Raw genomic sequence first — 26170 nt, 5'->3', positions numbered from 1 at the left:
ACTTGGCGGCGCGGAGTTCTTTTTGTGGAGTCGTGTCTTTATTACATATCCTTTGACCGCGCGGTTGGTAATGAACAAGGCTTGACCGGCGGCGCTGATCGCGTGAGGGTGAGCTCTCGCCGGAACACGGATCGCGTCGGGGCGGTCACCGGCAGGCACTCATTTCGAGCAAAGGGACCTGTATGCCCAAACCCCAGACGCTTCGCGTCGGCGCCGCCGTGATCGTGGCCGCCGGTGCGCTCGTGTTCTCCACGATTCCGTCCGTGGCCGCGCCGACCGCGTCCGCCACGCTCCCGGATGGCCCCGCCCTGGCCAGGAACCTGGTCAAGAAGGTGACGGGAGCGGGAGTCAACCGCCACCTCATCGCCCTGCAGCGCATCGCCGACCGCAACGGCGGCACCCGCGCCTCCGGCACCCCCGGCTACGACGCCTCCATCGGCTACATCGAGGACAAGCTCACCGCCGCCGGGTACGACGTGACCAGGCAGTCCTTCCCGTTCACCTTCTTCCAGCCGCTGGCCCAGTCCCTCACCGCGGGCGGGCGGACCATCCCCGTCACGGCCATGACCTACAGCCTCTCCACCCCGGTCGGCGGCGTCACCGCCCCGCTCGCCGTGGCCGCGGTGGACGCCACCCCGGGCTGCGAGGCGAGCGACTACACCGCCGCGGCGGGCAAGATCGCGCTCGCGCAGCGCGGCTCGTGCTCCTTCGCCCAGAAGGGCCAGGCCGCCTTCGACGCGGGCGCAGTCGCCGTGCTCGTCTACAACAACGTCGACGGCATGGTCAACGGCACCCTCGGCGCCGCCGACGCCGCGCGGCTGCCCTCCGGCGGCATCACCCGCGCCGACGGCCTCGCGCTGGCCGCCGCAGGCGGCTCGGTGACCCTGGACCTGCGCGCGGTCACCGAGGACCGCACGACCCACAACCTCATCGCCGAGACCACCACCGGCCGCAAGGACAACGTGGTCATGGCGGGCGCGCACCTCGACAGCGTCACCGTGGGCCCCGGCATCAACGACAACGGCACCGGCAGCGCCGGTCTGCTGGAGACCGCGCTGCAGCTCGGCGGCTCGCCCCGGGTCAACAACGCGGTGCGCTTCGGCTGGTGGGGCGCCGAGGAGGTCGGCATTGTCGGCTCCACGAAGTACGTGCAGTCGCTGACCTTCGAGCAGCAGCTCGACATCGCGCTCTACCTGAACTTCGACATGATCGGCTCCCCGAACGCCGCGCACTTCGTCTACGACGGCGACGACTCCGACGCCACCGGCGCAGGCGCGGGTCCCTACGGCTCGGCGCAGATCGAGGCCGCCTTCGTCGACTTCCTGGAGACGACTGGCACCCCGACCGAGGGCTCGGACTTCACCGGCCGCTCGGACTACCGCGAGTTCATCACCCAGGGCATCCCCTCCGGTGGCCTGTTCACCGGCGCCGAGGGCATCAAGACCGAGGCCCAAGCGGCGAAGTGGGGTGGCCGGGCGGGCGTCGCCTACGACCCCTGCTACCACCTGAAGTGCGACAACCTCGGCAACATCGACCGGGTGGCGCTGGACCGCAACTCCGACGCCATGGCGTGGGTGACCGCGTCCTACGGCATCAGCACCGAGGACATCAACGGCGTCCCGCCGAGGGCCACCGCCAAGCAGGCCGCGGCGGCCAAGACGGCCCGCGCCGAGGCCCGCATGGCCCAGAAGTCCATGATGCGTACCCAGATGGTCCAGGACGACGTGCGCCTCGCGGGCCACGGCGGCAACGCCGGCCCTGGCTGCATCCACAACAACCAGGACGTCGCCTAACAAGCGAGGAAGCCCCCGCGGTCAATGCTTGACCGCGGGGGCTTCTCGCTGTCTCAGCCCAGGTCGCGGGCGGCGAACGTGTCGCACTGGGTCGGCTGGCCGGTGTTGACCCCGGTCAGGAACCACTGCTCGCGCTGGGCGCTGGAGCCGTGGCTGAACTGGGACTCGTCGACCTTGCCGCCGCCGATCTTCTCCTGGATGAAGTCGTCGCCGATGCGCTCGGCCACGTCGACGGCGCGGTTGACGTCGTCCTGGGTGATGTTGCGGATCAGCGGCTTGCCGCCCTCGGCGGGCGTGGTCGTGGCGCGGTTGGCCCACACGCCCGCGTAGCAGTCGGCCTGCAGCTCCAGGCGCACGCTGCCGGAGGTCGGCCCGGTCTCCCTGCCGACGCTGGAGGAGGTGCCGAGGAGGTTCTGCACGTGGTGGCCGTACTCGTGGGCCAGCACGTACGCCTCGGCGAAGATGCCGCCCTGCGCGCCGAAGCGGGACTTCAGCTCGTCGAAGAACTGCAGGTCGACGTAGATGCCCTGGTCGGCGGGGCAGTAGAACGGCCCGACGTCGGAGGTCGCGCTGCCGCAGGCGGTGTTGACCCCGCCGCGGAAGAAGGTGGTGTCCGCGGGCTTGTACGTGCGCCCGGACCGGGCGAACTCGTCGGCCCAGTAGTCCTGGATCGAGTTGATGATCGCCACCCGGGCGCAGTCGGGCTTGGTGTTGGCGTCGCGGCCGGTGCGGCACTCCGCGCTGAGGTCGGAACTGCTGACCGGCTGCCCCGCCGCCGCGTCCCCGGTGCTCTGCGGCACGTCGGCCGGGAGCCCGCCGAGCTGGGAGAGCACGAAGTAGATCAGCATGCCGACGATGCCGAGACCGCCGCCGCCGAGCGCGACCCGGCCGCCGACCCCGCCGCCGCCTGCCCCGCGCATGTCCTGTACCTGGGAACTGTCGAGCGCTACGTTGTCGTCGAACTCCACGGTCCACTCCGCTGGCCGTCGGTGTGGCGCCCGGCCGGAACGCCCGCCGGAAACCTTAACCCGACATGCCTGGGTGCGGCCCGCCGTCGGGGGCCGCACCCAGGTTTCCCACGGTGTCGTAGTGGCAGTCCGCCGGTCCGGCGCGGAGCCTGGCGGAAGGCGCAGAGGCCGCTTCCGATGCCCAGGTTCAACGGCGTCGGGTGAGCGGGCCCCGCGCAGCCACACGCGCGGCGACGCCCGGACAACCGGTCCGTCACTGCTCCACAGTCGCGATCGGCTCGATGCGGATCACGCCGCTCGCGGGGTTGCAGTAGCCGAGTACCACTACGAATGATGTGTCTCTCGATCCGGCACGGCACCACCTGACCCTTCCATCGGCGGGCCCAGCGGTGGGTGCACTGCGGGCTTGTGCACCCGCGTCCACTCGGGCCAGCCACCACCCATCTTGCGCCTGTATGCCGGCTTGCACAACCCTTTGGTCGCACCTGAAACGGTGAACCTGACCGTCACTGTCCGAAAGGGACAATCCCCAGTCCGCCCGAGACGGTCACCACCTCGGACGACGCCCAATGCACGCCCGCAGGCCGCCCTCCCCACGAGGCTGGCCACCCCCGAAATCGCCACCGCCACCCAGTAGGGCAACCGCGGCACACCGTCGGTGACAACCACTGCCGGAAGTGAACAATTTCCACATCGAGCCACTCTGTTCGAGTGCGCGACCAAGCGGCCAACCCATCGAGCAACGCCGCAAGCTCCCCTCGACGTGCCCCCGATGGTCATGATCCGCCGCTGAAGCGCCGTGGTTCCGATCATTGCGCCAGCCTCACCCTCAACGTGACCCGATGGCCATGATCTACCGTTGGAGCGCCGCAGCCCCGACCATTGCGCCCAGTCACACCTCGCCGGCCTTCGGTCCCTGGTCGCCCATTGCGTCAGCCCCGCCCTCGCTGACCTCCGGCCCTGCTCGCCCACCTCAACCCGGCCACCGGTGGCCACGGCGAGCAGCTGTGAGCCCCGTCGACACCGCCCTGACCGCCCACCTGCTGATCGGCGCCCCGGTCGTCTCCGTCGACATGCGCGCCGCCGGGGTCGAGCGCGAACGCTCCCTGCTGGCGGGCCTGCCCCCGACCGCCACGCCTAGCGGGCCACCTTGCCGAGCGACCTCCCGGACAGCCTCTCGGCACGTAACCTGGTCCGGTGACGTCGGTGAGCGCTGAACCACGCTGGTTGGGTCCGACCGAGGCGCGGGCTTGGCGCGCCTACGTCATCGGCAGCGAACTACTGCGCCAACAACTCAACCGCGAACTACAGGACCGCCACGGCATAGCCCTGGCCGACTACGAGGTCCTGGTCCGCCTGTCGGAGCGCCCCGACGGCCGCATGCGCATGAGCCACCTGGCAGGCCAGGTGGCGTCGTCGAAGAGCAGGCTGTCCCACCAGATCGCCCGCATGGAGAAGTCCGGCCTGGTCAAACGCGACAACTGCCCCGACGACGCCCGAGGCGTCATCGCCGAGATCACCCCCCGCGGCCTCGAAACCCTCCGCACCGCCGCCCCCACCCACGTCGAAGGCGTCCGCGAACACCTCGTAGACCTCATGACCCCCGCCGAACAAGACGTCATAGCCGCCCTCTTCGAACGCGTGATCGCCCACCTCGACCTGACCTGACCCCGACCTCTACTCTTGACCCCACCAGGAGGCGTGGCAGAGCGGCCGAATGCATCCGCCTTGAAAGCGGAAGACGGGCAACCGTCCGGGGGTTCAAATCCCTCCGCCTCCGCAGCTCAGAAGGGGTGTCGACCCTCCCTTGCGGAGGATCGACACCCTTCGGTGTAGCCATGGGTGTAGCAACGACCGCGAATCACCTGGTCACCGTTATGCCAAGTGATCGGACAGCCGCAGCGCGGGGACGACAACCCGGAGGGCGCAACGCATCCGGTGAGTCAGGAGCAGCCCCGCGTGCGCGGGGACGATTCTCCGCTACAAAAGGCTCTTTCTGTAGCTGATGGAGCAACCTCGCGCGGGGACGACGAAGCCGCGCAGCCGCGCTTGGGCGGCCAAGAGCGGCGCCGCGGCGGCGACAGGTGCCGCGCCCTCGCCGGGACCGACGAGACACGGGAGCGACCCGCGTGCGCGAGGACGACACTTGTTGAGCTGGAGTGCAGCGGCCGTGCTGGTGTTTTCCGTTCACTTTTGTTGAGCGCTCGGCGAGGCTCAAGCGGGTCCCGGATGGACGACTTCGCGGCCTGTCCACTTCCGGGTCTCGTGGGGCCGTTGCTGCGACGTGACCCGGGGCATTCACTGGTTCACTCAAGGTCGTGGTGGCTGCCTTGACTCGGCGAACCTGCGCGGTGTATCGCGGTACGTTCCCTGAATGCCGGGAAACATCTTGCGCGCTGCGGTACGTTTGCCGACGTGCCTGGTGAAAGACTTGCCCTTCCCGCATTCAACAAGGCTTGGCTGATGCTTGCCGTTGGTGAGGATCGTGAACATGCGGGTAACGACGGCTATGATGATTTGCCTTCGGCGCACTACAGCTGGGACAGCACGGTTGCGAACTCCGGTCAACCGCAATCAGGCGATGTCATCGTGCTGTGGGACAAGAAAAGCCTGTTGGGGCCTCTGTTATCGATGGCATCCAGGTCGAACACGACGTGGAAAAGACGCGTTTCCGCTGTCCGCGGTGTGAGAAGGCCAGGATCAAACGCCGCACCAACACGTTGCCCATCTATCGCTGTGACGGGTGCGCTCACAAGTTCGACGATCCTCTTCGACTTCAGGGCAAGGTCACGACATTCCGCACGAGGCACGATGCGGGCTGGATTGACCTCGGTGGCAGGCTCGCCGCCGAGGAGCTGCGGAAACTGTGCCTGTCACCCAACTCGCAGCTGAGTATTCGAGAGCTTGACTTCGAGCGGTTCCAAGCGGCCCTTGGAACCACGGCGGCGGAAGATCGCATGACGCCGTTCGAGGTGGCAATGAGCAGGCGTATCAGTGGCGGCCACCGGACGGCAGTTGTGCGTGTACGAATCGGCCAAGGAGCGTTCCGGAACGATCTGCTCGCCAAGTATGGTGACGCCTGCGCGTTCACCGGTCCGACGCCCCGCGACGCCCTCGATGCCGCCCATTTGTACAGCTACGCAGCCGACGGACGCCACCAAGAGGAAGGTGGACTGCTCATGCGCCGAGACATCCACCGCCTGTTCGACGTCGGCCACATCGCCGTTCACCCCGAGAAGTGCACCGTGGATGTCACCGATTTGGTGCGCGACTACCCGCTATACGGACCGATGCACGGGACGAAGTTCAAGCTGTCGCTCCGGGGCCGAGATTGAAGTGGATCAAAGACCACTGGAACATGCACCGCGGCACTCCCTGAAAAGCTCAGGAGTCCTCAACGAGTGTCAGGTGCGTTTGGCCGTCTGGCTGCGAAAGCAGGACGCTGGGGTCGGGTGGGGTGCTGCTGGTGATGGTTTCCAGCAAATGCGCTGGTAGGCGGGACTCGCGGTGCAAAATGTCGCCCGCGCCCGCTTCCGCCAGCAGTTCCAAAGCGCGCGGTAGCAGGGAGGGGCGTTCAACCGGCAGTACCGGGCCCGGTTCCCGACGGCGCCATCCTCGGCTCGACAGGGTGGTGATCGCGTTGCGGTACGTGACGTCGCGCATGGCGCCGAGTTGGCGGGCTCGGAACAGCAGGGCCTGGAGGCTGACGCCCCACGTCTCCTTCAGGCGCGTCAGCCGTGCCCAGTCGGCGCGCGCGGGCAGGAGGTCGGCGATCTGGGCGCGCGGCATCAGGAACTCGGCGGCGAAGCGGTGGGCCTGGTTCTCCACGATCCGGTTGCCCGGCTCCTCGTCCCCGTGCATCACCAGGTGCCCCAGCTCGTGGGCCACGTCGAAGCGCTGGCGGTGGTAGTCGTCCTTGACGGGGTTCAGCAGGATGAGGGGGCGGCCCGCCAGGGTCACCGAGTACGCGTCCACCGACGCGGCCTGGACCGGGGTGAACACCGTCAGTACCCCGTGGTCCTCCACCGCCCGGATCGTGTGCGCGATCGGGCCTTCCGGTACGCCCCAACAGGACCGGACGTAGTCGGCGGCGTCCTCGGGCGCCGAGTCCGCGCAGTCCAGTCCAACCGGGACGGACGGCACCGACACTGCGGGGAAGTCGACGTGCCCGGACAAGATGCCGCCGACCTCGGTGACCATCAGCGCGTACGCCTCGGCCTGGTCGCGCGCCAGTTGCGTGGTCGAGCGCAGCGAACGGAAGTGCGGGTTCGCCGACGCGGCGACGTGGCCGGGCAGGAAGAACACCGGGTCCACCCGCAGGGCCAGCGCCAGTCGCGCGACCGTCGCGGGGGATGGCTTCTTCGTGCCCGACTCGTAGAAGCTCACCGCGGCCGGGGTTTTGTCGATGGCGGTCGCGAGCGCGTTCTTGCGCAGGCCCGCCAGGCGCCGCCCCAGGGTCAGGCGCGACCCGTCGAACGCGGCGGCGATGTCGGTGAGGTTCATTCCCCGGTTCCTGAGCGGCGGTGGGTCCTGAGCTGGACCTGCGCGTCCGTGCCGAAAGCGGGTACGGACGGGGTGATCTTAGCGCCGCCGTCGCGGGGCTTGCCGTCCAACCGGGTGAGCCAGGCCCACGGCGAGCCCGCGTCCAGGCGCGGCCTGCCGAGGTGCAACTCGCTCTCGGTGACGTCGGAGTTGACCGCGTGCGCGATCACCAGCGGGGTGACGCCCGCCTCGCGGATGTCCAGTTCGGACACTGTGAACAGGGTGTTCTCCTCCGACGCCGTCGACCGCGCGTGCCGCTGCTTGGCGGGCGTCTTCGCCGACCACGACACCTTGCGCACGCCGCCGAAGGAGAACGACGAGATCAGCCAGTGCCAGCGCTCGTGCCGCCAGCCGGGCGAGCCGGTCACGTCGGCGCGGACCACCGCGCCCGGCGCCGACGCGGGCATGGCGTCCAGCTCCCCGGAGGCCAGGCCCAACCCCAGCACGTCGAGCCCGACGCCTGCCCCGCCCGGCTCGACGGCGTACTTGCGGCAGTGGAAGACGCGGTCGAGCCGGTCGCAGAACAGCTTGTGCGCGGTGAGGCCGAGCCACACCTGGTCGTGCCCAGTGTCGGGGTCGTAGTCCTGCGCGGTCCGCCGCATCGTGGACGACCACGCCCACGTGACGGCGTCGACGATCCCGGCCCGGCCCAGTGCGGTGACGACCTGCTCGCGCTCGCTCATGCGCAGACCCTACCGGCGATCAGTAATTGATGTCGGAAAATTAACCGGCGTGTCGGGCTCAGCCGACGAGCGCGACCACCGAGGCCGTCGAGGCGACGCCGAGGACGAAGCCCACCACCGCCATCGGCCCGATCAGCTTGACCTTGCTCAGCGGCCACATCGCCGCCAGGCAGCCGATGAGGACGAGCAGCGCGAGAGTGCTGGTGCGCACGGTCTCAGTCCTTTGCGGACAGGTCGACGTCGCGGGTCTCCGGCAAGCCGAACAGGGCGAGGAACGCCAGCCCGTAGGCCGCCGCGCCGAAGGCCATCGCCCCGCCGAGCCCGTAGTTCTGCGCCAGGAACCCGATCGCGGCGGGGAAGAGCGCGCCGACGCCACGCCCGAAGTTGTAGGTGAAGCCCGGACCCGCGCCGCGCACCCTGGTCGGGTACAGCTCCGAGAGGAACGCGCCGAAACCGCTGAAGATCGCCGACGAGCAGAAGCCCAGCGGGAAGGTCAGCCACAGCACCCAGCCGCCCGCCCCGGCCGGGACCAGCGTGTACAGCAGGATCAGCGCGGCGCTGAGCACAGCGAACAGGCGGAAGGTGTGCTTGCGGCCGAGCCGGTCGCTGAAGTGGCCCGCGGTGAGGTACCCGGCGAACGCGCCCGCGGCGAACACCGCCAGGTAGCCCGCGGTGCCGACGACGGTGAGCCCGCGGTCCTCCTTGAGGTAGGACGGCAGCCACGTCGCCAGCGTGTAGTAGCCGCCCTGGCAGCCGGTGGCGAGCAGCGCGGCGAAGACCGTGGTGCGCAGCAGGTCCGGCTTGAAGATCGCGGCGAGGGAGTTGCGCGGCTTCTCGGCCAGCTCGGTGTACACCGGGGCGTCCTCGATGTGGCGGCGCAGGTAGATCACCAGCAGCGCGGGCAGGGCGCCGGTGAGGAACAGCACGCGCCATGCCCACTCCTGGTCGACCAGGCTGAAGACCACGCCGTAGACCACCACGGCCAGGGCCATCCCGACCGCCCACGAGCTCTGGATGACCGCGATGACCCGGCCGCGGTGCCGCGCGGCGGTGTACTCGGCGACCAGGATCGCGCCGGTCGCCCACTCGCCGCCGAAGCCCAGGCCCTGGATGCCGCGGAAGACCAGCAGCGTCTCGTAGTTGGGCGCCAGCCCGCACAGGGCGGTGAAGACGGCGTAGACCAGGACCGTCAGCATCAGCGTGCGAACCCGGCCGATCCGGTCGGCCAGCACTCCCGCGACCACGCCGCCGACCGCGGAGGCGACGAGCGTGGTCGTGGACAGCAGGCCGGTCTCGCCCTTGGTCAGCCCGAACGTCATGGCGACCGCGCCGAGGCTCAGCGGCAGGACCCAGTAGTCGTAGGAGTCCAGGCCATAGCCGCCGAACGCGCCCACGAAGGCGCGCCGCCCCTTGATCGGCAGCTCGCGGAACCAGGCGAACCGGTTGTCGGTGGAGGTTGTGCTCATCACTCACCTCACTCGGCCGGCGGCCCGCCAGGTGCGGGCCACGGTTCGTTCAGTCTTAGGATTGTTCAACAATATGACAAGCCACCAATTGGATGATTAGACTTGTGAACAGTTGAACAATCCAGGGAGGCGTGCCGTGTCGGACGTTGGCGGTCGGCTGTCCGAACTCGTCCGCGACAAGCGCCACGCGCGCGCGAGCGCCGCGGAGACGGCCGCGAGCGCGCTCCGGGACCTGATCATGGAAGGCGCCCTCGCGCCGGGGACCCAGCTCTCCGAGGAGGCGTTCCTGGAGCCCCTCGCCGTCTCCCGCAACACCCTCCGCGAGGCGTTCCGGCTGCTCACCCACGAGAAGCTGCTGGTGCACCGCCTCAACCGCGGCGTGTTCGTCCGCTCCCTCGACGCCGCCGACATCGCCGACCTCTACCGCGTCCGCCGCGTCATCGAGTGCAACGCCCTCGGCCGGGCCGACCAGGCGGGCATCGAGGTCATGGCCGAGACCGTCGCCATGGGCGAGCGCGCCGCCCGCGCGGGCCGCTGGGTGGACGTCGGCACCGCCAACATCCGCTTCCACCAGGCGATCGTCACCCTGGCCGACAGCCCCCGCATCGATGAGCTGATGCGCCAGGTCGCCGCCGAGCTGCGCTTGGGCTTCCACGAGATGGGCGACCCCCGCGCCTTCCACCAGAGCTACCTGCGCCGCAACCGCGCCATCGTCGAGGCCCTGCGCGCCGGCGACCGCGCAGGCGCCGCCGAGCAGCTGCGCGCCTACCTGGACGACGCCGAGAAAGAGATGCTCACCGCGTTCCGGGCCACCCCGAGCTAGCCCTGTGCCACGGTTCACTCCGGCGCCCGGCCAAGGCGGCGATAAGGTCAACCGATGATGGGACGAGCGCGGTGACGGTCTGGGAGGCGCTGGGCATCATCCTGGCGGGCGTGTTCGCGGGCGGCATCAACACCGTCGTCGGCTCCGGCACCCTGGTCACCTTCCCGGTGCTGCTGGCCGTGGGCTACCCGCCCGTCGTCGCCAACGTGTCGAACTCCCTCGGGCTGGTCCCCGGCTCGGTGACCGGCGCCATCGGCTACCGGCGCGAGCTGGTGGGCCAAGGCCCGAGGCTGCTGCGCCTGGGCACGGCGTCGCTGCTCGGCGGGCTCGGTGGCGCGGTGCTGCTGCTCGTGCTCCCGCCCGCGGCGTTCGAGGCGATCGTGCCCGCGCTCATCGTGCTGGCGCTGGTGCTCGTGATCGCCCAGCCGTGGCTGGCCCGCAAGCTCAGCGAGCGGCAGGCCGAGATGCACGTGCACGGCGGCGTCGGCCTGCTCGCCGCGGTGTTCGCCACCGGCGTGTACGGCGGCTATTTCGGTGCCGCGCAAGGGGTTCTGCTGCTGGCCATCATGGGAATCCTGATGGAGGAGTCCCTGCAGCGGATCAACGCGGTCAAGAACGTGCTCGCCGCGATCGTCAACCTGGCCTCGGGAATCCTGTTCATCTTCGTCGCCGAGGTCGCCTGGGACGCGGTCGGGCTGATCGCCGTCGGCGCGGTCATCGGCGGGCTCATCGGCGCGAAGGTGGGTCGCAAGCTCTCGCCGGTCGTGCTGCGCGGGGTGATCGTCGTGGTCGGACTCGCCGCGATCGCCCAGTTGCTCACCTAGGAACCGGGTACGTCCACAGTGGACGCACCCGGTTTCCTGGCTTCAGAAGGATTTCGCCGCCGTGAGGAACATGTCGTTCTCCTCGGGCGTGCCGATCGTGACCCGCGCGCCGTCACCGGCGAACGCCCGCACCACGATCTTGTTCGCCAGGCAGTGGTCGTTGAACTCCGCCGTTCGCCCGCCCAGCGGCAGCCACACGAAGTTCGCCTGCGACTCCGGCACGTCGAACCCGGCCGCCAGCAGCTCCCCGCGCACCCGGCCGCGCTCGGCCACGATGTCGCGGCAGCGGGCCAGCAGCTCGTCCTCGGCGTCCAGCGACGCCAGCGCCGCCACCTGGGCCAGCGCGTTCACCCCGAAGGGCACGAACGTCTTGCGCACCGCCGCGGTCACCGGCGCGGGCGCGACCAGATAGCCCACCCGCAGCCCCGCGAGGCCGTACGCCTTGGAGAACGTCCGCAGCACCGCGACGTTGTCGCGCCCGCGCGCCCACTGCTCCTTGGCCACCTCGACGCCGTCGGGCACCGAGGGGTCGTCGACGAACTCCCGGTACGCCTCATCGATGACCACCAGGACGTCATCGGACACCGAGTCGAAGAGCCGGTCCAGCTCCGGCCTGGTCAGCGCGGTCCCGGTCGGGTTGTTCGGGGTGCAGACGAACACCACCCGCGTCTTGCCGGTCACCGCCGCGGCCATGGCGTCGACGTCCAGCGCGTGCCCCGCCGTCAGCGGCACGCGGGTCTGGCCCGCGCCCACGACCTGCGTGAGGATCGGGTACGCCTCGAAAGAGCGCCACGGGAACAGCACCTCGTCCTCGGCGGTGCAGGTCGCCTGCATCAGCTGCTGGCACAAGGTCACCGAGCCGCAGCCCACCGACACCTGGTCCTCGGCCACCCCCAGCTTCGCCGCCAGCCGCGCCACCAGCTCTGACGCGGCGCTGTCGGGGTAGCGGTTGATCCGGCCCGCCGCCTCGGCCACCGCGGCCACCACGCTGGGCAGCGGCCCGAGCGAGACCTCGTTGCTGGCCAGTTTGACCGCGCCGGGAACGCTGCGACCGGGTACGTAGCCGGGCAGGGCGGCCAAATCAGCGCGGGTTCGCACGCTCATTCGAGACTCCTAGTCGTGAGGGTGGCGCTTGTCCTCGAACCTAATACGCCACAACCGGTGAGCGGGTGATCACGTTGACTGCTGTTCACCCCAGCATGGTTGGGTGTGTCATGGCTCAGACCCACACAGCGGACTTCCGGCTCGACGACGGCCGCGCGCTGCGGCTGACGTACGCCGAACCGGACGGGGTCGTGCGCGGGGGACTGGTCGTGCTCCACGAGGCCAGGGGCATCACCGACACCACGCTCGGCCTGGTCGCCGGGCTCGCCGCCGAGGGCTGGCTGGTCGTGGTCCCGCACCTGTACCCCGGCGCCGCGGGCTCGGCCGAGATCGACGCCGACGAGGCGCGCGACAAGGTCAGGGCGCTGTCCGGGGACTCGGTGCTGGCCGCCACCGACATCGGGTTCGCCTGGCTGGCGCGCCGCGAGGTCGACCCCGACCGCATCGGTGTCATCGGCTTCGAGCTCGGCGGGGCGGTGGCCCTGGTGGTGGCCGCCCGCCGCGACATCGGCGCCGCGGTCACCGTCGCCGGTGACGGCATCCTGGAACCGCTCTCCGCGGGACTGCCCGCGCTGGTGGAGATCGCAGGCGAGCTGCGCGTGCCGTGGCTGGGCCTCTACAACACCGAGGGCCCCAGCGTCGAGGAGGTCGAGAAGCTGCGGGACGCCGCCGCGGCCGCCCAGGTGGCCACCGACGTCGTGCGCTTCCCGTTCGAGGCCGGCGCCCCCGAGGCGTGGCAGCGGGCCCTGAACTGGTTCGACGCGCACCTGCGGTGATCATCACTGAGGTGGAGTTCGCCCAGGCGTGGCACCGCCTCGGCCTGGTCGGCCGCCCCTACCCGATCGAGTTCCCCACCGTCGACGGCGGCGGCCACGTCGATCCTGACCTCGCCGCCCAACTGGCCCTGCTCGCCCGGCCCGACGTCAGCGTCGACGGCCTGCTCTCCGACAGCCGCGACCTGCGCGTGCTGTGCGCGGCCTGCACGGCGGGCGGGGCGATCGCGGTGCAGACCGGCCCGCGCATCCGGGTGGGCCCGGTGCGCCGCGACCGGCTCGTCGCCGAGGTCATCGCCCTGCTGCCGGACACCGGACCCGGCCCCGGGTCGGCGGTCACCGTGCCCAAGGCGCTGTTCCACGAGGCCGTCAACGCCTTCGCCGACGCGGGCGAGCCCGCCTTGACCCGGGTGCTGCGCGGCGGCGGCGTCGATCGGGACGCCCGCCGCGACCTGGCCGCCCTGGTCTCCAGCCCGCGCTGCGGCAGCGGCCGCCTGGCCGCCACCGCGCACGGCCGCCGCACCCCGGCGCTGACCTGGTTCGACACCGCCGCGGGCCGGTACCTGACCGCGGTGACCCGCCACGACGGCGTCGACCAGCTCACGCTCGCGCCCGCCGACTCCGCCGAACTGGCCAGGCGGCTGCGCGCGGTCGTCGAGCCCTAGGACCTGTCCTCGGCCATGCCGGGGATGTCGCCCTCGATGATCAGCTCGGGCTCGGTCTTGGCGCGCACCTCGTCCACCGTGACCCCAGGGGCCAGCTCCCGCAGCACCAGCCCGGCCTCGGTGATGTCGATCACCGCCAGGTCGGTGATGATCCGCTGCGCGACCCGCTTGCCGGTGTAGGGCAGCGAGCACTCGTTGACGATCTTGTACGAGCCGTCCTTGGCGACGTGCTCCATGAGCACCACGACGTGCTTGGCGCCGTGCACGAGGTCCATCGCGCCGCCCATGCCCTTGACCATCTTGCCCGGGATCATCCAGTTGGCGATGTCCCCGACCTTGGAGACCTGCATCGCGCCGAGGATCGCCGCGTCCACCTTGCCGCCGCGGATCATCGCGAAGGACAGGGCGGAGTCGAAGAAGGCCGCGCCCCTGCGGACCGTGACGGTCTCCTTGCCCGCGTTGATGAGGTCGGCCCTCTCCTCACCCTCGTACGGGTAGGCGCCGACGCCGAGGATGCCGTTCTCGCTCTGCAGGACGATCTCGACGTCGTCGGGCACGTAGTTGGGGACCAGGGTGGGCAGGCCGATGCCCAGGTTGACGTAGGAGCCATCGGTCAGCTCCGCGGCGGCGCGGGCCGCCATCTGCTCACGCGTGAGCGCCATGGCTCATGCCCCCTTCTGGCGGACGGTCCGGCGCTCGATGCGCTTGTCGGCGGCTTGTTCCGGGGTCAGCGGGACCACCCGCTGAACGAAGATCCCGGGCAGGTGCACCTCGTCCGGCCCGATCTCGCCCGGCTCCACCAGCTCCTCGACCTCGGCGATGCTGACCCGCCCGGACATCGCGCACAGCGGATTGAAGTTGCGCGCGGACTCCCGGAACACCAGGTTCCCGTGCCGGTCGCCCTTCCACGCGCGCACGAGCCCGAAGTCGCACACGATCGCGTGCTCCATCACGTACTCCAGCCCGCCGAACTCCCGCACCTCCTTGGGCGGGGAGGCGATGGCGACGTTGCCCTCGCTGTCGTAGCGCCACGGCACCCTGCCCTCGGCCACCTGCGTGCCCACGCCCGTGCGGGTGAAGAAGGCCGGAATTCCGGTGCCCCCGGCCCGCAACCGCTCCGCGAGCGTGCCCTGCGGGGTCAGCTCGACCTCCAGCTCCCCGGAGAGGTACTGCCGGGCGAACTCCTTGTTCTCCCCCACATACGAACTGGTCATCCGCACGATCCGGCGTTCCCGGAGCAGCAGCCCCAGCCCCCACTCGTCGACACCGCAGTTGTTGGACGTCACGTCCAACCCGGTGACGCCCTTGTCGAGCAGCGCCTTGATCAGCACAGTCGGTATCCCGCACAACCCGAACCCGCCCACCGCCAGGCTCGCGCTGTCCGCGATGTCGGCGACCGCCTCGGCAGCGCTGCGGACGACTTTGTCCATCTTGTTGCCCCTCCTTCTGGGTGTGGCAGTCGCGACTCTAGCGGCGGCCACAGCGGGTGCGGTGTGTCCGCGCTCCCCATATCCTCGCGATGGCCGGTGTGCCCCTCCCACCCCCGCCTGACCTGCGGCGTCGCTCTGGACAGGGGGGTGTTTTGCCTGCCAGGAGACCTCCTGTGTAGTCTTACCGCCAAGCGGCCTGGGGCCCCGGGAGGCTTCGCCTAGTCTGGTCTATGGCGCCGCACTGCTAATGCGGTTGGGGTTCATCGCCCCTCCCGGGTTCAAATCCCGGAGCCTCCGCTGACACTCGGTCCGCCGGGTGACAACTGAACAAGCGCCCGTAGCTCAACGGATAGAGCATCTGACTACGGATCAGAAGGTTAGGGGTTCGAATCCCTTCGGGCGCGCCACACGAAACTGCAGAGAGACCTCGTCTAGCTGCGGTTTTGTCTATTCCTGGGTCATGTTGCCTCCAATTGCTCTGACTGTCGGACTCCTTGGGTGCCCGAAGGGTGCCCGAGCGTTTGCCTGGGTGCCCGCGGGATGAGCGCGACGGTCGCTTCGGCGGCGTCGCGGGCCAGCTCGGGTAGGACCGACGTGTAGAGGTCGCTGGTCGTCTGGAGGCGTTCGTGGCCGAGCGTCTCCTGGATGACCTTCAGGTCGACCCTGGCGGCGAGCATCATCGTCGCGGCCACGTGACGCAGGTCATGGAAGCGGATCGGCGGCAGTCCTGACGCGACGATGTGCGCGGCGAACCGGTCGCCAAGCCAGCTCGGTCGCAGATCCGCGCCGTCCAGGCGGGTCCACACTCGTCCGGAGCCTGCCCAGGCTGAGCCAATGCGTAGTCGTGCCTCGTTCTGCCTCGCGTGGTGTGCCCGCAGCAGCCGCACCGCCTCGCCGTCGAGCGGGATCGTGCGCTCCCCAGCCGCCGACTTCGGGTCGCCCTTGGCCACCTCGTAGGCGACCTCGGTGAGCTGCGTGCTGATCTGCACGGTGGCCGCATCGAGGTCGACTTCGGTCCAGGCCAGGCCCGCCAGTTCGCCTCGGCGCGGGCCGCGCGTCACGGCCACGTGCCACAGCGCCTCGAACTCCGGGTCGTGCTGGGCGACGTGGTCGAGGAACGCGCCGGTCTGAGTCGGGGTCCACACCATCACCGGGCCAGGCCGCTGACCGGTGCGCCGCCACTCGGCCACCCGTTCGGCGGTCCACGGCAGCGCTTGGGTGTCTTCGACGGGATGTGGACGTGCTCGGCTGGGTTGAAGGTGATCACCTGCTGGGTGATCGCGTCGTTGAGCGCGGCACGCAGGGTGGCCTGGATGCGCTTTCGACTGGACGGGCTGACCGCCCGCCTGAATGGCGGCAGCTCAGCCACGGCGGCGCGTAGCCGCCGCTTCTCCGCCCGGCCGCTCGCCTGCTTCGCGTGGGCGAGCAGCGCGCGCCGGTCGGCGTTGTTCGCCTCGATCGCGTCGTTGTCGTCGCAGATCTTGTTGAACATCTCTTTGACTTGGCCGACGGTCAGGCGGTCGATCCGCACATCGCCGATCTTGGGCTTGAGGTAGAGGCGGATGTGCGACTCGTAGGAGATGTCGGTGGCTTTGCGGTGCGTGCCCGCCTCTTGCGCCGTCCACCGGTCGAGCCATTCGCCGACCGTCATCCGCTCGGCGAGGGCTTGGCCTGCCCGCAGCTTCCGGCGAACGGTATCCACGTCTGGCGGCGCCTCGTCCTTGGCGAGTTCGTCCAACATCGCCGAGACAGCTTCGGCGTCGTCCTCGTCCTCACCCAGGGCCAGTAGAGCTCGGACCTTGTCGAGGTCGGCCTGCGCGGCAGCCTGCGTGGCGTAGCCGGGCCGCCGAAAGGTGCGTCGTCGACCTTCGGGTGTTGGCGCGAGTTCCTGACGGAGCTGCCAAGCGCCATGTGAGCGCTGGGACAGCTTTGGACACGCCGCGCCCAGATCCTTTCTGTTCTCATCACGGCAGCGACATCGCCGCCGCGTGCTTCCTGCTTTCAGCTTCTCGTCCGCGTGCCGGTTCGGGGGGACCGCAGATGGGAAAGAAGGACGGGCCGCGTAGACAACGACGGGTGCCAGGGGGTGCTCCGCAAAGGGTGTACGTGCGGGTGACCACGCAGGTGCACCAAGAGTTGGTGTGGCGGGCCAAGTTGGTAGGACTGTCGGTGCCGCGGTACCTGGTGGAGTGCGGCTTGCGCCACCAGGATGGTGGTTCACTGCATGACCGGCGGCTATGGCTGGAGCACGCGGAGACGGCCCAGGCCCGGTTGGGTCGAGTCGGCGGTTTGCTTAACCAGCTCGCGGCCGGAATGCACTCCGGCCGCCCACCGACCGATCCTCAGCTGACCGCGGCACTGGCCTACGTGCAGGAGACCGCGACCCTTCTGCGCGCTGCCCTGCTGACGTCCCGCTGATCCGACTGGATCACCGTGATCGCGGAGGTGACCAGGCGCGGCCGTCGTGGCAGTGACACCAAGGGTTTGCTGCGCTACCTGTTCGGCCCCGGACGTGCCAACGAGCACACAGACCCGCACGTCGTGGCCGCCTGGGCGCCGGAGTGGGTGCGTGACCATCCGCTGGGCGGAGACCTGGCTGACTCTGCCAGCACACCGACAGGACGCTCCCGTTTGGCTTCGCAGCTCGACGGCTTGATGACCGGTCATGGCGTCAACGTCGACAATGGCCACGTCTACCACGTCGTGTTGTCCCTGCCACCCGCCGATCTACCTGTCGACCCCGCCACGGGTGAACGCTCGCGCCTGCCAGATGAGCAGTGGCGAGACCTGGCCGAATCCGGCATCGCCGCCCTGGGACTGGCCGCCGACGACCACGGCCGAAACGGATGCCGATGGGTCGCCGTGCACCACGGACCGTCCGCCAACGGCAATGATCACGTCCACTTGGTAGTCAACATCGTTCGCGCAAACGGCGACACCGCGAACCTCCATCGCGACTTCCTCCGCTGGCGAGACTGGTGCCGCATTGTCGAAGACCAACACGACTGGACCGCGACCGCTCCCGCTGGGCAGGGGGCGATCAGCGCCACCAGCCGCCGCGAACTCGCTCGCGCCACCGACACCGGCATACCCACCGAGCGTGAGCAGCTGCGCGAACTTGTCGCCGCCGCAGCGGCGACGACGCGGTCGGAGATCGAGTTCGTGCAGTCGCTGCGCGGCCGTGGCGTACTGCTGGCCGCGCACCCACTCGACAGCGCCTCTGCCGTCACCGGCTACAAGGTCGCGCTCGTCCCTGCGGTCGATGAGCAGGAGCCGGTGTGGTTCGGCGGCAGTACGTTGCGTCGCGACCTGTCGTTGCCACGGCTGCGTGAGCGCTGGAACAGCGACCTGCTGACTGGCCTACAGCACATGGTGTGGCGCGAACACCGCTATGTCTCTCTGACGGTTGAACCTGCCGATGACCTCAGGACGCTCACCAAACTGGGCCAGACCGCCATCCGCAAGGTGACCGCAACCCTCGACGACGCGGACGCGCACACCTGGCACCGAATCGCCGAGCGTGCCGCCGACATCGCTCTCGCCTTTGCACCGCACGACACCACAGTCGTTCTCGTCGAGACCCACACCTACCTCGCGCGCGCCGCGCAACTGCCAGCACGCCGCCCTCCGCTCGCCGAAACCCGTCACCTCCAAGCGGTCCGCGCGCTCACGAACTTCGCACGAGCCGCCGCACGCACCGAACACTCCGGTGCGGCGATGCTCGCGCTCGGCATCGCCGTCGTGCTCCTAGTCGTCACCGCGCTGCGCGACTCCGCCGACCGACGCAACATCCGCGCTGCTGCCTGCGAACAGATCAACACTGCCGCGTACCTGCTCGAACACCACCCCGCACGAACCTCACCTGCCCATGAACCCGAGCCGCAGCCTTCCCATCAACCTGCGATGAGACCACCGCGAAGGGCGCCCGATGGGACGCGGACTTGGCGGCCCCCGACCAGCCCCGCCGCTCCGCCCCGCCGGGGTCGATAGCCATCCCCTTCGCCAGGGTGAGTCGCTGGCTGTCAGCGACGACCCATGAGGTGCACGGCGGCCATGTCGGTGCCGCAGCCGCGGTGTCGGCTCGGCGGCCATCAGGCGGCCTGTTCTCTAGCTTGCTGCCTGGGCTGAAGCGGCAGGCCAACGGCGCACGGGAGCCGGTGCGCTCTGCAGAGCCGCGGCTAATCGAGCAGATGCTTCCGGTGGGTCCAAGCGAGGTGTAGTGCCGCTGCCGCACCGGGAGACAGCCGCTTGGACTCCGTGAGCCATGTCAGCGTGTTCTCCTCGAAGGGGAAGGCTCGTGTGGGCATCGACCCTTCCGAGTTGGTTGCGACAGCGTTGGCGAACAGTTCGTCGTAGGTGTCCGGGGCGATGACCGCGACGGTGAGGATGTCTCCAGCGAGAGTGAGCGCGTCGAGCGTGACGCCGAGGCAGAACACGCGGATACGACCGTCTCGCAGGGCCTGGTCCATCGTGGTGAACGGTTCCAGCTTGTCGTACCGGATCGGCTTCCCGCAGCCGTCGTACTCGTCGTGGCCGAGCAGTTCTTCGGCGTACTCGCGCTGGATGTTGCGCCAGATCGAGAAGTCGGCCGCGATGGCGGCGGGGATGACGGAGGAGGGCTGGAAGATGCCTGCGGGCAGCAGGTGTGCCATCCCGCCGCCGCCCGCGACGCTGACGGAGTCCCGTTGGTGGAGTACGACGCTCGGGCTTTCGCCGCCTCGGATGGTCAGGGTGCCGATGGCTCCCATGAGCGGACGGCGGCTCAGGTCGAAGGGGTCTGCGATCAGCTTGCGGAAGGGCAGACGGCGTATGGAGGCGCGGGACATGACGGCTTCGCTGTCGCCGTCGAGCGCGAGGTGGTGGGCGGCGAACTCATGGGCCAAGGCCTCGTTGGTGTCGACCGCGTCGAAGAAGCACATCTCGCCGAAGCTCATCCGGGGTTCGGGATAGGCCCAGTCGAGTCCGACCAGTCGAAAGCACAGCCGGTTCTCGAACAGGCGTGGCGGGGCGAGGTCGCGGATGGCTCGGTGGTATCGCCGATACCGGGCGTCAGCATGGGCCAGCGGGCGCACCGAGGCACTTTCCGGTTCATCCCCGCTGATCGTTGGATCTGCCACGAGGGAGTCCAACGTCAGGGTGATTTCATCCAGTGGCACAGGGGTGTCGGGTATCCAGGCAGGTGAGCTGATGACACCGGTGTTCTTCATCCCTGGGATGCGGTGGTCTTGGTAGAGCGACTCGGCGAGCACGGCGAGGTTGCGGCGGTGCCTGCCTAAGGCCGCGCGAACCTGTCGCCATTCGTCCTGGTTACGCGTTACATGCGGCTCCGCGTCCATGGGCGCGGTGGCGAATGTCGGCGGCGCGACGATCGCTTCGGCCGGGTCGTGCTCGGGTCGTACTGGGCGCGGCCTGCGGAAGCCGAGTTCGTCTCCCGCGCAGCTGAAGAACTCGGCCAGTAGCCGGCGGTAGAAGGGTTGTGGCCAGGCGACCTCGCCGCGTTCCCATCGGCCGATCGTCTTGCGGGTGATCTGCGGGTGCTTGCCGTACCGGGTGGCGGCGAGGCTGGTCAGTTCGTCGGTCAGATCCTGCTGGGACAGCCCGGCCCGCTCGCGCAAGGCAATCAGCACGGAGTTCTGTACACGAGGCTCGTCGGGTGCCACAGGACCACGGTAGGGCCTATTGCAGCGGCAGATCAGAGATGTCCCTCCAATGTCCCTGGTCTGACCCAACAGTGGATACCTGCTGTGGTCGCTTTCCACCCCAGCCGACTGGTGAACTCGTAGAGGTCATTACGCCAGGTCAACAGCCATCGTGCGCCTGCCAGCACGACCGGGGGTGATCCCAGCGCCGGGCCGGGCCGAACGTCGACGAGAGGACGGAAAGAGGATGCCACGACTTGCTGCGGGTACCGCCAGCTACAGCGCCGATCGGCACACCGCCCTGCACCTGGTCAACTCTGATCAGATCGTCTCAGCTGACACGGTCCCGCGCCGTGCCGACGGTGCCGACCTCACGCCTGGCGTGTTCGCGGCGCTGCTGCGCCTGTGCAGGGCGGGCTACATCGAAGTCCAGCTTCCCCGAACGGGGAACCCCGTCGTGGTGAGGGACTGCCCAGCCCGGCTGACCGTGGCCGGTATGCAGATGCTCACCCGGTTCCGGCAGGTCCACGGCCGCGAACCGCATGGGGCCTGGCCAGGCCAGGCAGCGATCGCGAGTCCGGTGTCTCGTACCTGACGAGTGGAGCGAGCATGTCGAGCACTCCGGCGCTGCTGTGGGGCACCAACCGGCCCGGCGGGACCTTCTACGCGGGCCGCGTCCACGCCGTGTGGCCGGTCGGGCCGCCACTGGCGATGTGCGGACTGCCGATCGGCGAGGTGTGGCTGCACCGGCCGCTGGTGCCCGAACTGCTCTGCCCGGACTGCTGCGTCGCGACCTTCTGCGCGCTGTTCCCCGCCTCACCGATACCGCAACAGCCGATCGCAGGGCCTCCAGGCACCTGGGTTTCCGAGCGACCGAGCTGACCGTTTCCTTCCCTGCCAGGAACCAGACCGACGAGACGCCCGGGGCGGCGCGGTGCGTCCGATACGACTTCCGGCTCGCGCGCTGCGCGGGCCGGTGGGAACAGATCGACGAGAACCGACGAAAAGGACCCTTCATGAGCACCACGCTGGACGACTTCGACCTCGACGTCACCATCGCCACCGACCTGGTCCCCGGCAACCCGGACGCGCCGTGCGCCACCGACGACGGTTGCGGCAGCACGTGCGCATCGGCGTGCACCAGCACGGTCTGACCTGACTTGTGCTGCCGAGCTAGCTCGGCCCGGCGGCAACTCAACTCTCACTGGCAAGACGGGAGGACCCTGTGCACACCGGACGTTCGCGGCTCTACCGGCACAGTGGCGCGGCGTTGCTGCGGGCCGCCGCCTTTCCACTGGACGGTCCCGCCGATGACTGGCCTGACCTGCCCGACACGCGTTCGTGCCGGGACTGGCTGGACCGTGTGTGGGGACGGCCGGAGTTCGCCGAGGCCGTCCGGGTCGCCAGCGTCGGGTTGGCCGCTCGGCTGGACTCCCTGGATACCTTGTCCGCGAGACAGATCCGGCGGGCCACCACATCGGTGGTGCGCTACCTGCTGCGGGCCGGGAGCAGGCACACGCCGTTCGGACTGTTCGCCGGGGTTGCCCCGGCAACCATCGGTGGTACTGCCTCGGCCCGCTGGAGGGCTGTGCACCGGCCTGTCGCCCGCGTGGACGCACAGTGGCTAGCTGAGGTGATCGACCAGCTCTCGGTAGACACCGAGCTGCTGGAGCGGGTGGACGTCGTGTTCTCCGACCTCGCGCATCGGCGGGGCTCCCGCCTGGAAGCACCGGCAGGGGCTGGCACAGTCAGCATTCGGCACACCCGGGCGGTCGCCGCCGTCCGCGAGGCAGCCGCCGCCCCGATCGGGTTCAGCGGGTTGATGAGCAGGCTGGCCGAGATGTTCCCGGCCGCTACGCAGGCGGCGACGGTCATGTTGCTCGCTGAGCTGGTTCGCCAGGGATTCCTGATCAGCAGCCTGAGGGCACCTCTGACCTGCCCAGACCCGCTGGAGTACCTGCTGGACCGGCTTCACGAAGCGGGCGCGGAGGACCTGCCCGCGGTTGCTCCAACCATCGCAGAGCTACGAGCGATCGAGACGGCCCTGTTCCGCCACAACCACTCCACCACCGCCGCAGATGATCGGCCCAGGATCAGGGCCGAACTCGCTACCCGGATGCGAGCGCTGGCCAGCGGCGGGCGCACCCCGCTGGCAGTGGATCTACAACTGGATTGCGATGTGCGCGTCCCTGACCACCTTGTCCGGGAGATGGAGGCCGCTGCCAGCGCGCTGGCCCGGCTCAGCACGCAACCGACCGGGGAGCCCGCGTGGCGCGACTACCACACCGCGTTCTGCGACCGGTACGGAACAGGAACGCTGGTACCGCTTGCCGAGGTCGTCGACCCGGACAGCGGGCTCGGCTACCCGGCCGGGTACCCCGGCAGCGTCTTCCCTGCCCGCACTGCCACCGGTTCCCCTCGTGACTATGCGCTTCTGGCACTGGCATGGACCACGCTGGCCGATGGCAGCAGTGAAGTCGTTCTCGACGACGATGCGATCGCCTCACTGACCGTAGGTGATCCCGCGCTTCGCGAGCCGCGTTTCGCGCCTCACGTGGAGATCGCCGCGCGCATCCACGCCACCAGCGCGGAGGCAATCGACCAGGGCGATTATCTGCTCACCGTGGGACCGGCTCGCGGATTCGGCACCTTCACTTCCCGCTTCGCCGCAATCACCGCCGGTTCGCGGCTGCGCGAGGTGTTCGCCGCCACGCCGACCGGCGTGGATGGGGCACTGCCGGTTCAGCTGTCGTTCCCACCCGCTTACGCGCACGCGGAGAACATCTGCCGCGTCCCCGCCTACCTGCCGCATGTGCTGTCTCTCGGCGAGCACCGCCGTCCCGAGGAGCAGTTGATCGGAGTGCAGGACCTGGCGGTCACCGCCACGCGGGACGGTCTGCACCTGGTCAGCATGTCCCGGCAGCGCGTCGTGGAACCGCAGGTGTTCCACGGGCTTGCGTTGGCCAGGCAACCACCCCCGTTGGCCCGGTTCCTTATCCACCTCGCACGCGGCCTGGGCGCGTCGTGGCACCGGTTCGACTGGGGACCAGCCGCGTATCGGCTGCCCTACCTGCCCCGAGTGCGGTTCGGCCGGGCCATCCTTGCCCCGGCCCGATGGCGGCTCACCGTCACCGACCTGCCCATCGGAGCGGACCTCGACGAGTTCACAACCGCGCTGGAGAAGTGGCGCCAACGATGGCGGTGTCCGGCTTTGGTCGAACTCGCCGACGACGACCGGGCCCTGCGGCTGGATCTCGCCGTTGCCGCGCACGCGGCGATCCTGCGCGCCCATCTCTCCCGCCACGACGACGCGTCCCTCACAGAGACCGCCACCGGCCCGGCCGACTACGGGTGGAGCGACGGTCACGCTCACGAGATCGTGATCCCACTGGCCACCACCCAGCCGCCCGCGCCCGCACCGGCGGCCGTCTCGCGGCCTCCGCTGACCGGGCACGGCCAGTTCCCGGCAGCGCCGGGCACGACCTGGCTCAACGCGAAGCTCCACACCCACCCGCACCGGATCGACGAGCTCATCACCGAGCACCTGCCCCGTCTCCTCGCCGAGCTGGACAGCCCAGAGTGGTGGTTCATCCGCTACCGCAGCCCAGCCGAGACCGACCACCTACGGCTTCGGCTAAGCACCTCCGAACCGCAGACCTATGCGGCTGTGCTGCCCGCGCTCGGGGCTTGGGCGCACCAGCTCCGGGCCGACAAGGTCATCGGGCGGATGGTGATCGACACGTACTACCCAGAGATCGGCCGCTACGGTCACGGCCCAGCGCTGGCCGCGGCCGAGGCGGTGTTCGTTGCCGATTCCCGCGCTGTCGCCGCCCAACTGCGGCACCTGCCCGACAAGACGCTGTCCCACGACGCACTCGCGGCGCTCAACATGACCGCGACCGTCGCAGGGCTGCTCGGCGACACTGCGGCCGCGATGCGGTGGTTGACCGGACGCCCTGCCCCACCCGGCCCGGCGATCGACAGGGCTGTCGTGGCCCAGGCCACCACCCTGCTGGGTGAGGACGCAGCCGAGTCGCCCGCGGGATGGGATGGCGAACTCACCGCAACCTGGCAGTCCAGGACGGCCGCACTCAACGCATACCGTCCCCACCTGGCCGTCGGCGAGGCGGTCGATGTCGCGGTGGAGGCGCTGCTGCACATGCACCACAACCGCTTGATCGGCCTCGACCGCGACCGGGAGGACCGGTGCAGGCGACTGGCCCGCCACGCTGCGCTGGCCTGGACTGCCCGACACAGGACCGGCTGATGAACACCGTTCACCCGGACTCACTCGGAGACGGCGCGGCTGGGATGGCGCTGCTTCCTTTCGCGCAGGCACTCGCCGGAACCACCTCTCCAGCGGTCGCACACCAGTGGGCGAAGCGGATGACCCGCACGACCGTGAGCGCGCACCCCGACGTCGCCAGCCTGTATCGGGGCACACCGGCGGTCGCGTTCGCCCTGCACACAGCCCGTCAACCCGCCTACACCCGAGCACTCGAATCCCTCGACGATCACACCGTTGCGCTCACCCGCCAACGCCTTCAAACCGCGCATGATCGCATCGACACTGGTGGCTTGCCCGCGATCCGAGAGTTCGACCTGATCAGCGGCCTGACCGGACTCGGCACCTACCTGCTGCACCGCGACCGACACCCCGACCTGCTCTGCGACGTGCTCGCCTACCTCGTCAGGCTGACGGAACCGATCTGCGTCGACGGTGACACTCTGCCCGGCTGGTGGTCCGCCGAACCTCCCAACGATCGACCTGCGGACGCCTGGTTGGGCGGGCACGGCAACCTGGGACTCGCGCACGGCGCGGCCGGGCCGCTCGCCCTGCTGGCCACCGCCATGCGCCACGGCATCACCGTGCCCGGCCAGGAGGCGGCAATGACCACGATCAGGGACTGGTTCGACCGCTGCCGGGTCGGCACCGGGCGTACCGCTTGGTGGCCGGGCAGGATCACCCTGCACGAGCAGCGAACCGGAGCCATTACCCAGCACGGCCCGCAGCGCCCGTCCTGGTGCTACGGCACACCAGGGCAGGCCCGCGCCCAGCAACTCGCCGCACTTGCCCTCGGCGACCATCAACGACAACACCAAGTGGAGGAGGCGTTGGTCGGGTGCGTCACCGACAACCAGCAACTCGTACTCCTGCACGACAACACGCTCTGCCACGGCTTCGCCGGATTCATCCTCACCACGTGGAGGGCCGCCGCCGACGCTGTCCCCGGCAGCGGCCTCGCCACCGAACTGCCACCCCTGCGTGCTCAATTCGACCGGCGCCTGCACCACGACGGCCCACCCCGCAGCGGTGGACTGCTGGAAGGCGAAGCCGGGATGCGGCTGGTCCAACACACCCTCGACACCAGCCGGTCCGACACCACCCGATGGGACCTATGCCTGCTGCTGCCCGGATGAGCACCCCCCAAACCTGCACAATCACACCAACCAACCGGA

The 26170-nt window shown here is 69.5% G+C and carries 25 protein-coding genes and 3 tRNA genes; 17 read left to right on the top strand and 11 right to left on the bottom strand.

All coding sequences use genetic code 11. The features are described 5' to 3' along the window. The first annotated feature begins 182 nt into the window (after window positions 1–182). Window positions 183–1793: a M28 family metallopeptidase gene (locus ACTG9Q_RS00645; protein ID WP_455570566.1), complete on the top strand. Its 1611-nt coding sequence runs from the start codon at window positions 183–185 to the stop codon at window positions 1791–1793. 53 nt (window positions 1794–1846) lie between these two features. On the opposite strand, the gene ypfJ is transcribed toward ACTG9Q_RS00645, so the two are convergent. Continuing rightward, window positions 1847–2761 carry a KPN_02809 family neutral zinc metallopeptidase gene (gene ypfJ, locus ACTG9Q_RS00640; RefSeq protein WP_455570565.1) on the bottom strand — a complete coding sequence of 305 codons (915 nt, stop codon included), beginning with the start codon at window positions 2759–2761 and terminating at the stop codon, window positions 1847–1849. Between the two features lie 1007 nt (window positions 2762–3768). Between ypfJ and ACTG9Q_RS00635 the strand changes: the two genes are divergently transcribed. The 4 genes from ACTG9Q_RS00635 (at window position 3769) to ACTG9Q_RS00620 (ending at window position 6096) form a co-directional block, all read left to right on the top strand. After that, on the top strand, window positions 3769–3978 hold the full coding sequence (locus ACTG9Q_RS00635) for a hypothetical protein (RefSeq protein WP_455570564.1): 210 nt from the start codon (window positions 3769–3771) through the stop codon (window positions 3976–3978). After that, on the top strand, window positions 3959–4429 hold the full coding sequence (locus tag ACTG9Q_RS00630) for a MarR family winged helix-turn-helix transcriptional regulator (RefSeq protein ID WP_455570563.1): 471 nt from the start codon (window positions 3959–3961) through the stop codon (window positions 4427–4429). Before ACTG9Q_RS00635 ends, ACTG9Q_RS00630 begins: the two co-directional genes overlap by 20 nt. A 27-nt stretch (window positions 4430–4456) precedes the next feature. Then, window positions 4457–4541 (top strand) — tRNA-Ser (locus tag ACTG9Q_RS00625). Between the two features lie 814 nt (window positions 4542–5355). Next, a complete protein-coding gene (locus ACTG9Q_RS00620) occupies window positions 5356–6096 on the top strand; it encodes an HNH endonuclease (RefSeq protein ID WP_455570562.1) in 741 nt (246 codons plus the stop codon). A gap of 49 nt (window positions 6097–6145) precedes the next feature. Here the strand turns inward: ACTG9Q_RS00620 and ACTG9Q_RS00615 are convergent, their stop codons facing one another. The 4 genes from ACTG9Q_RS00615 to ACTG9Q_RS00600 are packed head-to-tail and all read right to left on the bottom strand — an operon-like array spanning window position 6146 to window position 9452. After that, window positions 6146–7264, bottom strand: coding sequence for a helix-turn-helix domain-containing protein (locus ACTG9Q_RS00615; protein ID WP_455570561.1), 1119 nt, complete (start codon window positions 7262–7264; stop codon window positions 6146–6148). After that, the gene (locus tag ACTG9Q_RS00610; RefSeq protein ID WP_455570560.1) at window positions 7261–7986 is read right to left on the bottom strand and encodes a hypothetical protein; all 726 of its coding nucleotides are present in this window, start codon (window positions 7984–7986) and stop codon (window positions 7261–7263) included. The genes ACTG9Q_RS00615 and ACTG9Q_RS00610 overlap by 4 nt, the downstream gene beginning before the upstream one ends. A gap of 58 nt (window positions 7987–8044) precedes the next feature. Next, complete coding sequence (locus ACTG9Q_RS00605; RefSeq protein ID WP_455570559.1) at window positions 8045–8197, bottom strand: hypothetical protein; 153 nt, start codon at window positions 8195–8197, stop codon at window positions 8045–8047. 4 nt (window positions 8198–8201) lie between these two features. After that, window positions 8202–9452, bottom strand: coding sequence for an MFS transporter (locus ACTG9Q_RS00600; protein WP_455570558.1), 1251 nt, complete (start codon window positions 9450–9452; stop codon window positions 8202–8204). A gap of 136 nt (window positions 9453–9588) precedes the next feature. On the opposite strand from ACTG9Q_RS00600, the gene ACTG9Q_RS00595 reads away from it, so the two are divergent. Next, window positions 9589–10275: a GntR family transcriptional regulator gene (locus tag ACTG9Q_RS00595; protein ID WP_455570557.1), complete on the top strand. Its 687-nt coding sequence runs from the start codon at window positions 9589–9591 to the stop codon at window positions 10273–10275. Window positions 10276–10346: 71 nt separating this feature from the next. Then, window positions 10347–11099: a sulfite exporter TauE/SafE family protein gene (locus tag ACTG9Q_RS00590; RefSeq protein WP_455570556.1), complete on the top strand. Its 753-nt coding sequence runs from the start codon at window positions 10347–10349 to the stop codon at window positions 11097–11099. A gap of 42 nt (window positions 11100–11141) precedes the next feature. On the opposite strand, the gene hisC is transcribed toward ACTG9Q_RS00590, so the two are convergent. Continuing rightward, a complete protein-coding gene (gene hisC, locus ACTG9Q_RS00585; protein ID WP_455570555.1) occupies window positions 11142–12203 on the bottom strand; it encodes a histidinol-phosphate transaminase in 1062 nt (353 codons plus the stop codon). Window positions 12204–12313: 110 nt separating this feature from the next. Here hisC and ACTG9Q_RS00580 point away from each other — a divergent pair, with 110 nt between their 5' ends. Together ACTG9Q_RS00580 and ACTG9Q_RS00575 are read left to right on the top strand one after the other, a co-directional pair. Beyond that, on the top strand, window positions 12314–12979 hold the full coding sequence (locus tag ACTG9Q_RS00580) for a dienelactone hydrolase family protein (protein ID WP_455570554.1): 666 nt from the start codon (window positions 12314–12316) through the stop codon (window positions 12977–12979). Next, window positions 12976–13641, top strand: coding sequence for an ESX secretion-associated protein EspG (locus tag ACTG9Q_RS00575; protein WP_455570553.1), 666 nt, complete (start codon window positions 12976–12978; stop codon window positions 13639–13641). Before ACTG9Q_RS00580 ends, ACTG9Q_RS00575 begins: the two co-directional genes overlap by 4 nt. Here the strand turns inward: ACTG9Q_RS00575 and ACTG9Q_RS00570 are convergent. Together ACTG9Q_RS00570 and ACTG9Q_RS00565 are read right to left on the bottom strand one after the other, a co-directional pair. After that, a complete protein-coding gene (locus ACTG9Q_RS00570) occupies window positions 13638–14303 on the bottom strand; it encodes a CoA transferase subunit B (RefSeq protein ID WP_455570552.1) in 666 nt (221 codons plus the stop codon). The two genes, ACTG9Q_RS00575 and ACTG9Q_RS00570, sit on opposite strands and share 4 nt — an antisense overlap. 3 nt (window positions 14304–14306) lie before the next feature. After that, window positions 14307–15071 carry a CoA transferase subunit A gene (locus tag ACTG9Q_RS00565; protein WP_455570551.1) on the bottom strand — a complete coding sequence of 255 codons (765 nt, stop codon included), beginning with the start codon at window positions 15069–15071 and terminating at the stop codon, window positions 14307–14309. A gap of 207 nt (window positions 15072–15278) precedes the next feature. Between ACTG9Q_RS00565 and ACTG9Q_RS00560 the strand changes: the two genes are divergently transcribed. Then, window positions 15279–15368 (top strand) — tRNA-Ser (locus ACTG9Q_RS00560). Between the two features lie 34 nt (window positions 15369–15402). After that, window positions 15403–15478: transfer RNA gene (locus ACTG9Q_RS00555), tRNA-Arg, on the top strand. 51 nt (window positions 15479–15529) lie between these two features. Here the strand turns inward: ACTG9Q_RS00555 and ACTG9Q_RS00550 are convergent. Together ACTG9Q_RS00550 and ACTG9Q_RS00545 are read right to left on the bottom strand one after the other, a co-directional pair. Next, window positions 15530–16261 (bottom strand): site-specific integrase, encoded by a 732-nt coding sequence (locus tag ACTG9Q_RS00550; protein ID WP_455570550.1) that lies wholly within the window; start codon window positions 16259–16261, stop codon window positions 15530–15532. Continuing rightward, window positions 16219–16809 (bottom strand): tyrosine-type recombinase/integrase, encoded by a 591-nt coding sequence (locus ACTG9Q_RS00545; protein ID WP_455570549.1) that lies wholly within the window; start codon window positions 16807–16809, stop codon window positions 16219–16221. The genes ACTG9Q_RS00550 and ACTG9Q_RS00545 overlap by 43 nt, the downstream gene beginning before the upstream one ends. A gap of 302 nt (window positions 16810–17111) precedes the next feature. On the opposite strand from ACTG9Q_RS00545, the gene ACTG9Q_RS00540 reads away from it, so the two are divergent. Both ACTG9Q_RS00540 and ACTG9Q_RS00535 read left to right on the top strand, forming a co-directional pair. Further along, entirely contained in the window at window positions 17112–17489 is a 378-nt protein-coding gene (locus ACTG9Q_RS00540) for a plasmid mobilization protein (RefSeq protein ID WP_455570548.1), read from the top strand. A gap of 15 nt (window positions 17490–17504) precedes the next feature. Further along, entirely contained in the window at window positions 17505–19061 is a 1557-nt protein-coding gene (locus ACTG9Q_RS00535) for a relaxase/mobilization nuclease domain-containing protein (RefSeq protein WP_455570547.1), read from the top strand. A gap of 188 nt (window positions 19062–19249) precedes the next feature. Here ACTG9Q_RS00535 and ACTG9Q_RS00530 read toward each other — a convergent pair whose 3' ends face one another. Further along, a complete protein-coding gene (locus ACTG9Q_RS00530) occupies window positions 19250–20731 on the bottom strand; it encodes a helix-turn-helix transcriptional regulator (RefSeq protein WP_455570546.1) in 1482 nt (493 codons plus the stop codon). Between the two features lie 588 nt (window positions 20732–21319). On the opposite strand from ACTG9Q_RS00530, the gene ACTG9Q_RS00525 reads away from it, so the two are divergent. From ACTG9Q_RS00525 to ACTG9Q_RS00510, 4 genes are all read left to right on the top strand, one after another. Continuing rightward, window positions 21320–21592 carry a hypothetical protein gene (locus ACTG9Q_RS00525; protein ID WP_455570545.1) on the top strand — a complete coding sequence of 91 codons (273 nt, stop codon included), beginning with the start codon at window positions 21320–21322 and terminating at the stop codon, window positions 21590–21592. A gap of 134 nt (window positions 21593–21726) precedes the next feature. Further along, a complete protein-coding gene (locus ACTG9Q_RS00520; protein ID WP_455570544.1) occupies window positions 21727–21864 on the top strand; it encodes an FxLD family lanthipeptide in 138 nt (45 codons plus the stop codon). A gap of 71 nt (window positions 21865–21935) precedes the next feature. Then, complete coding sequence (locus tag ACTG9Q_RS00515) at window positions 21936–24977, top strand: lantibiotic dehydratase (RefSeq protein ID WP_455570543.1); 3042 nt, start codon at window positions 21936–21938, stop codon at window positions 24975–24977. After that, complete coding sequence (locus ACTG9Q_RS00510) at window positions 24977–26131, top strand: lanthionine synthetase C family protein (RefSeq protein WP_455570542.1); 1155 nt, start codon at window positions 24977–24979, stop codon at window positions 26129–26131. The genes ACTG9Q_RS00515 and ACTG9Q_RS00510 overlap by 1 nt, the downstream gene beginning before the upstream one ends. Window positions 26132–26170: the final 39 nt, after the last annotated feature.

The sequence above is a fragment of the Actinokineospora lacus genome (assembly GCF_053813445.1).
Note: the sequence above shows the minus strand (reverse complement) of the source record. Positions and strands in the feature narration are given on the sequence as shown.

What these genes read in the sequence shown, in the direction of transcription:
- ACTG9Q_RS00610 (WP_455570560.1), bottom strand. Translation starts at nt 7,986, where the DNA reads ATGAGCGAGCGCGAGCAGGTCGTCACCGCACTGGGCCGGGCCGGGATC.
- ACTG9Q_RS00600 (WP_455570558.1), bottom strand. Translation starts at nt 9,452, where the DNA reads ATGAGCACAACCTCCACCGACAACCGGTTCGCCTGGTTCCGCGAGCTG.
- ACTG9Q_RS00520 (WP_455570544.1), top strand. Translation starts at nt 21,727, where the DNA reads ATGAGCACCACGCTGGACGACTTCGACCTCGACGTCACCATCGCCACC.
- hisC (WP_455570555.1), bottom strand. Translation starts at nt 12,203, where the DNA reads ATGAGCGTGCGAACCCGCGCTGATTTGGCCGCCCTGCCCGGCTACGTA.
- ACTG9Q_RS00645 (WP_455570566.1), top strand. Translation starts at nt 183, where the DNA reads ATGCCCAAACCCCAGACGCTTCGCGTCGGCGCCGCCGTGATCGTGGCC.
- ACTG9Q_RS00565 (WP_455570551.1), bottom strand. Translation starts at nt 15,071, where the DNA reads ATGGACAAAGTCGTCCGCAGCGCTGCCGAGGCGGTCGCCGACATCGCG.
- ACTG9Q_RS00615 (WP_455570561.1), bottom strand. Translation starts at nt 7,264, where the DNA reads ATGAACCTCACCGACATCGCCGCCGCGTTCGACGGGTCGCGCCTGACC.
- ACTG9Q_RS00580 (WP_455570554.1), top strand. Translation starts at nt 12,314, where the DNA reads ATGGCTCAGACCCACACAGCGGACTTCCGGCTCGACGACGGCCGCGCG.
- ACTG9Q_RS00540 (WP_455570548.1), top strand. Translation starts at nt 17,112, where the DNA reads ATGGGAAAGAAGGACGGGCCGCGTAGACAACGACGGGTGCCAGGGGGT.
- ACTG9Q_RS00510 (WP_455570542.1), top strand. Translation starts at nt 24,977, where the DNA reads ATGAACACCGTTCACCCGGACTCACTCGGAGACGGCGCGGCTGGGATG.
- ACTG9Q_RS00525 (WP_455570545.1), top strand. Translation starts at nt 21,320, where the DNA reads ATGTCGAGCACTCCGGCGCTGCTGTGGGGCACCAACCGGCCCGGCGGG.
- ACTG9Q_RS00570 (WP_455570552.1), bottom strand. Translation starts at nt 14,303, where the DNA reads ATGGCGCTCACGCGTGAGCAGATGGCGGCCCGCGCCGCCGCGGAGCTG.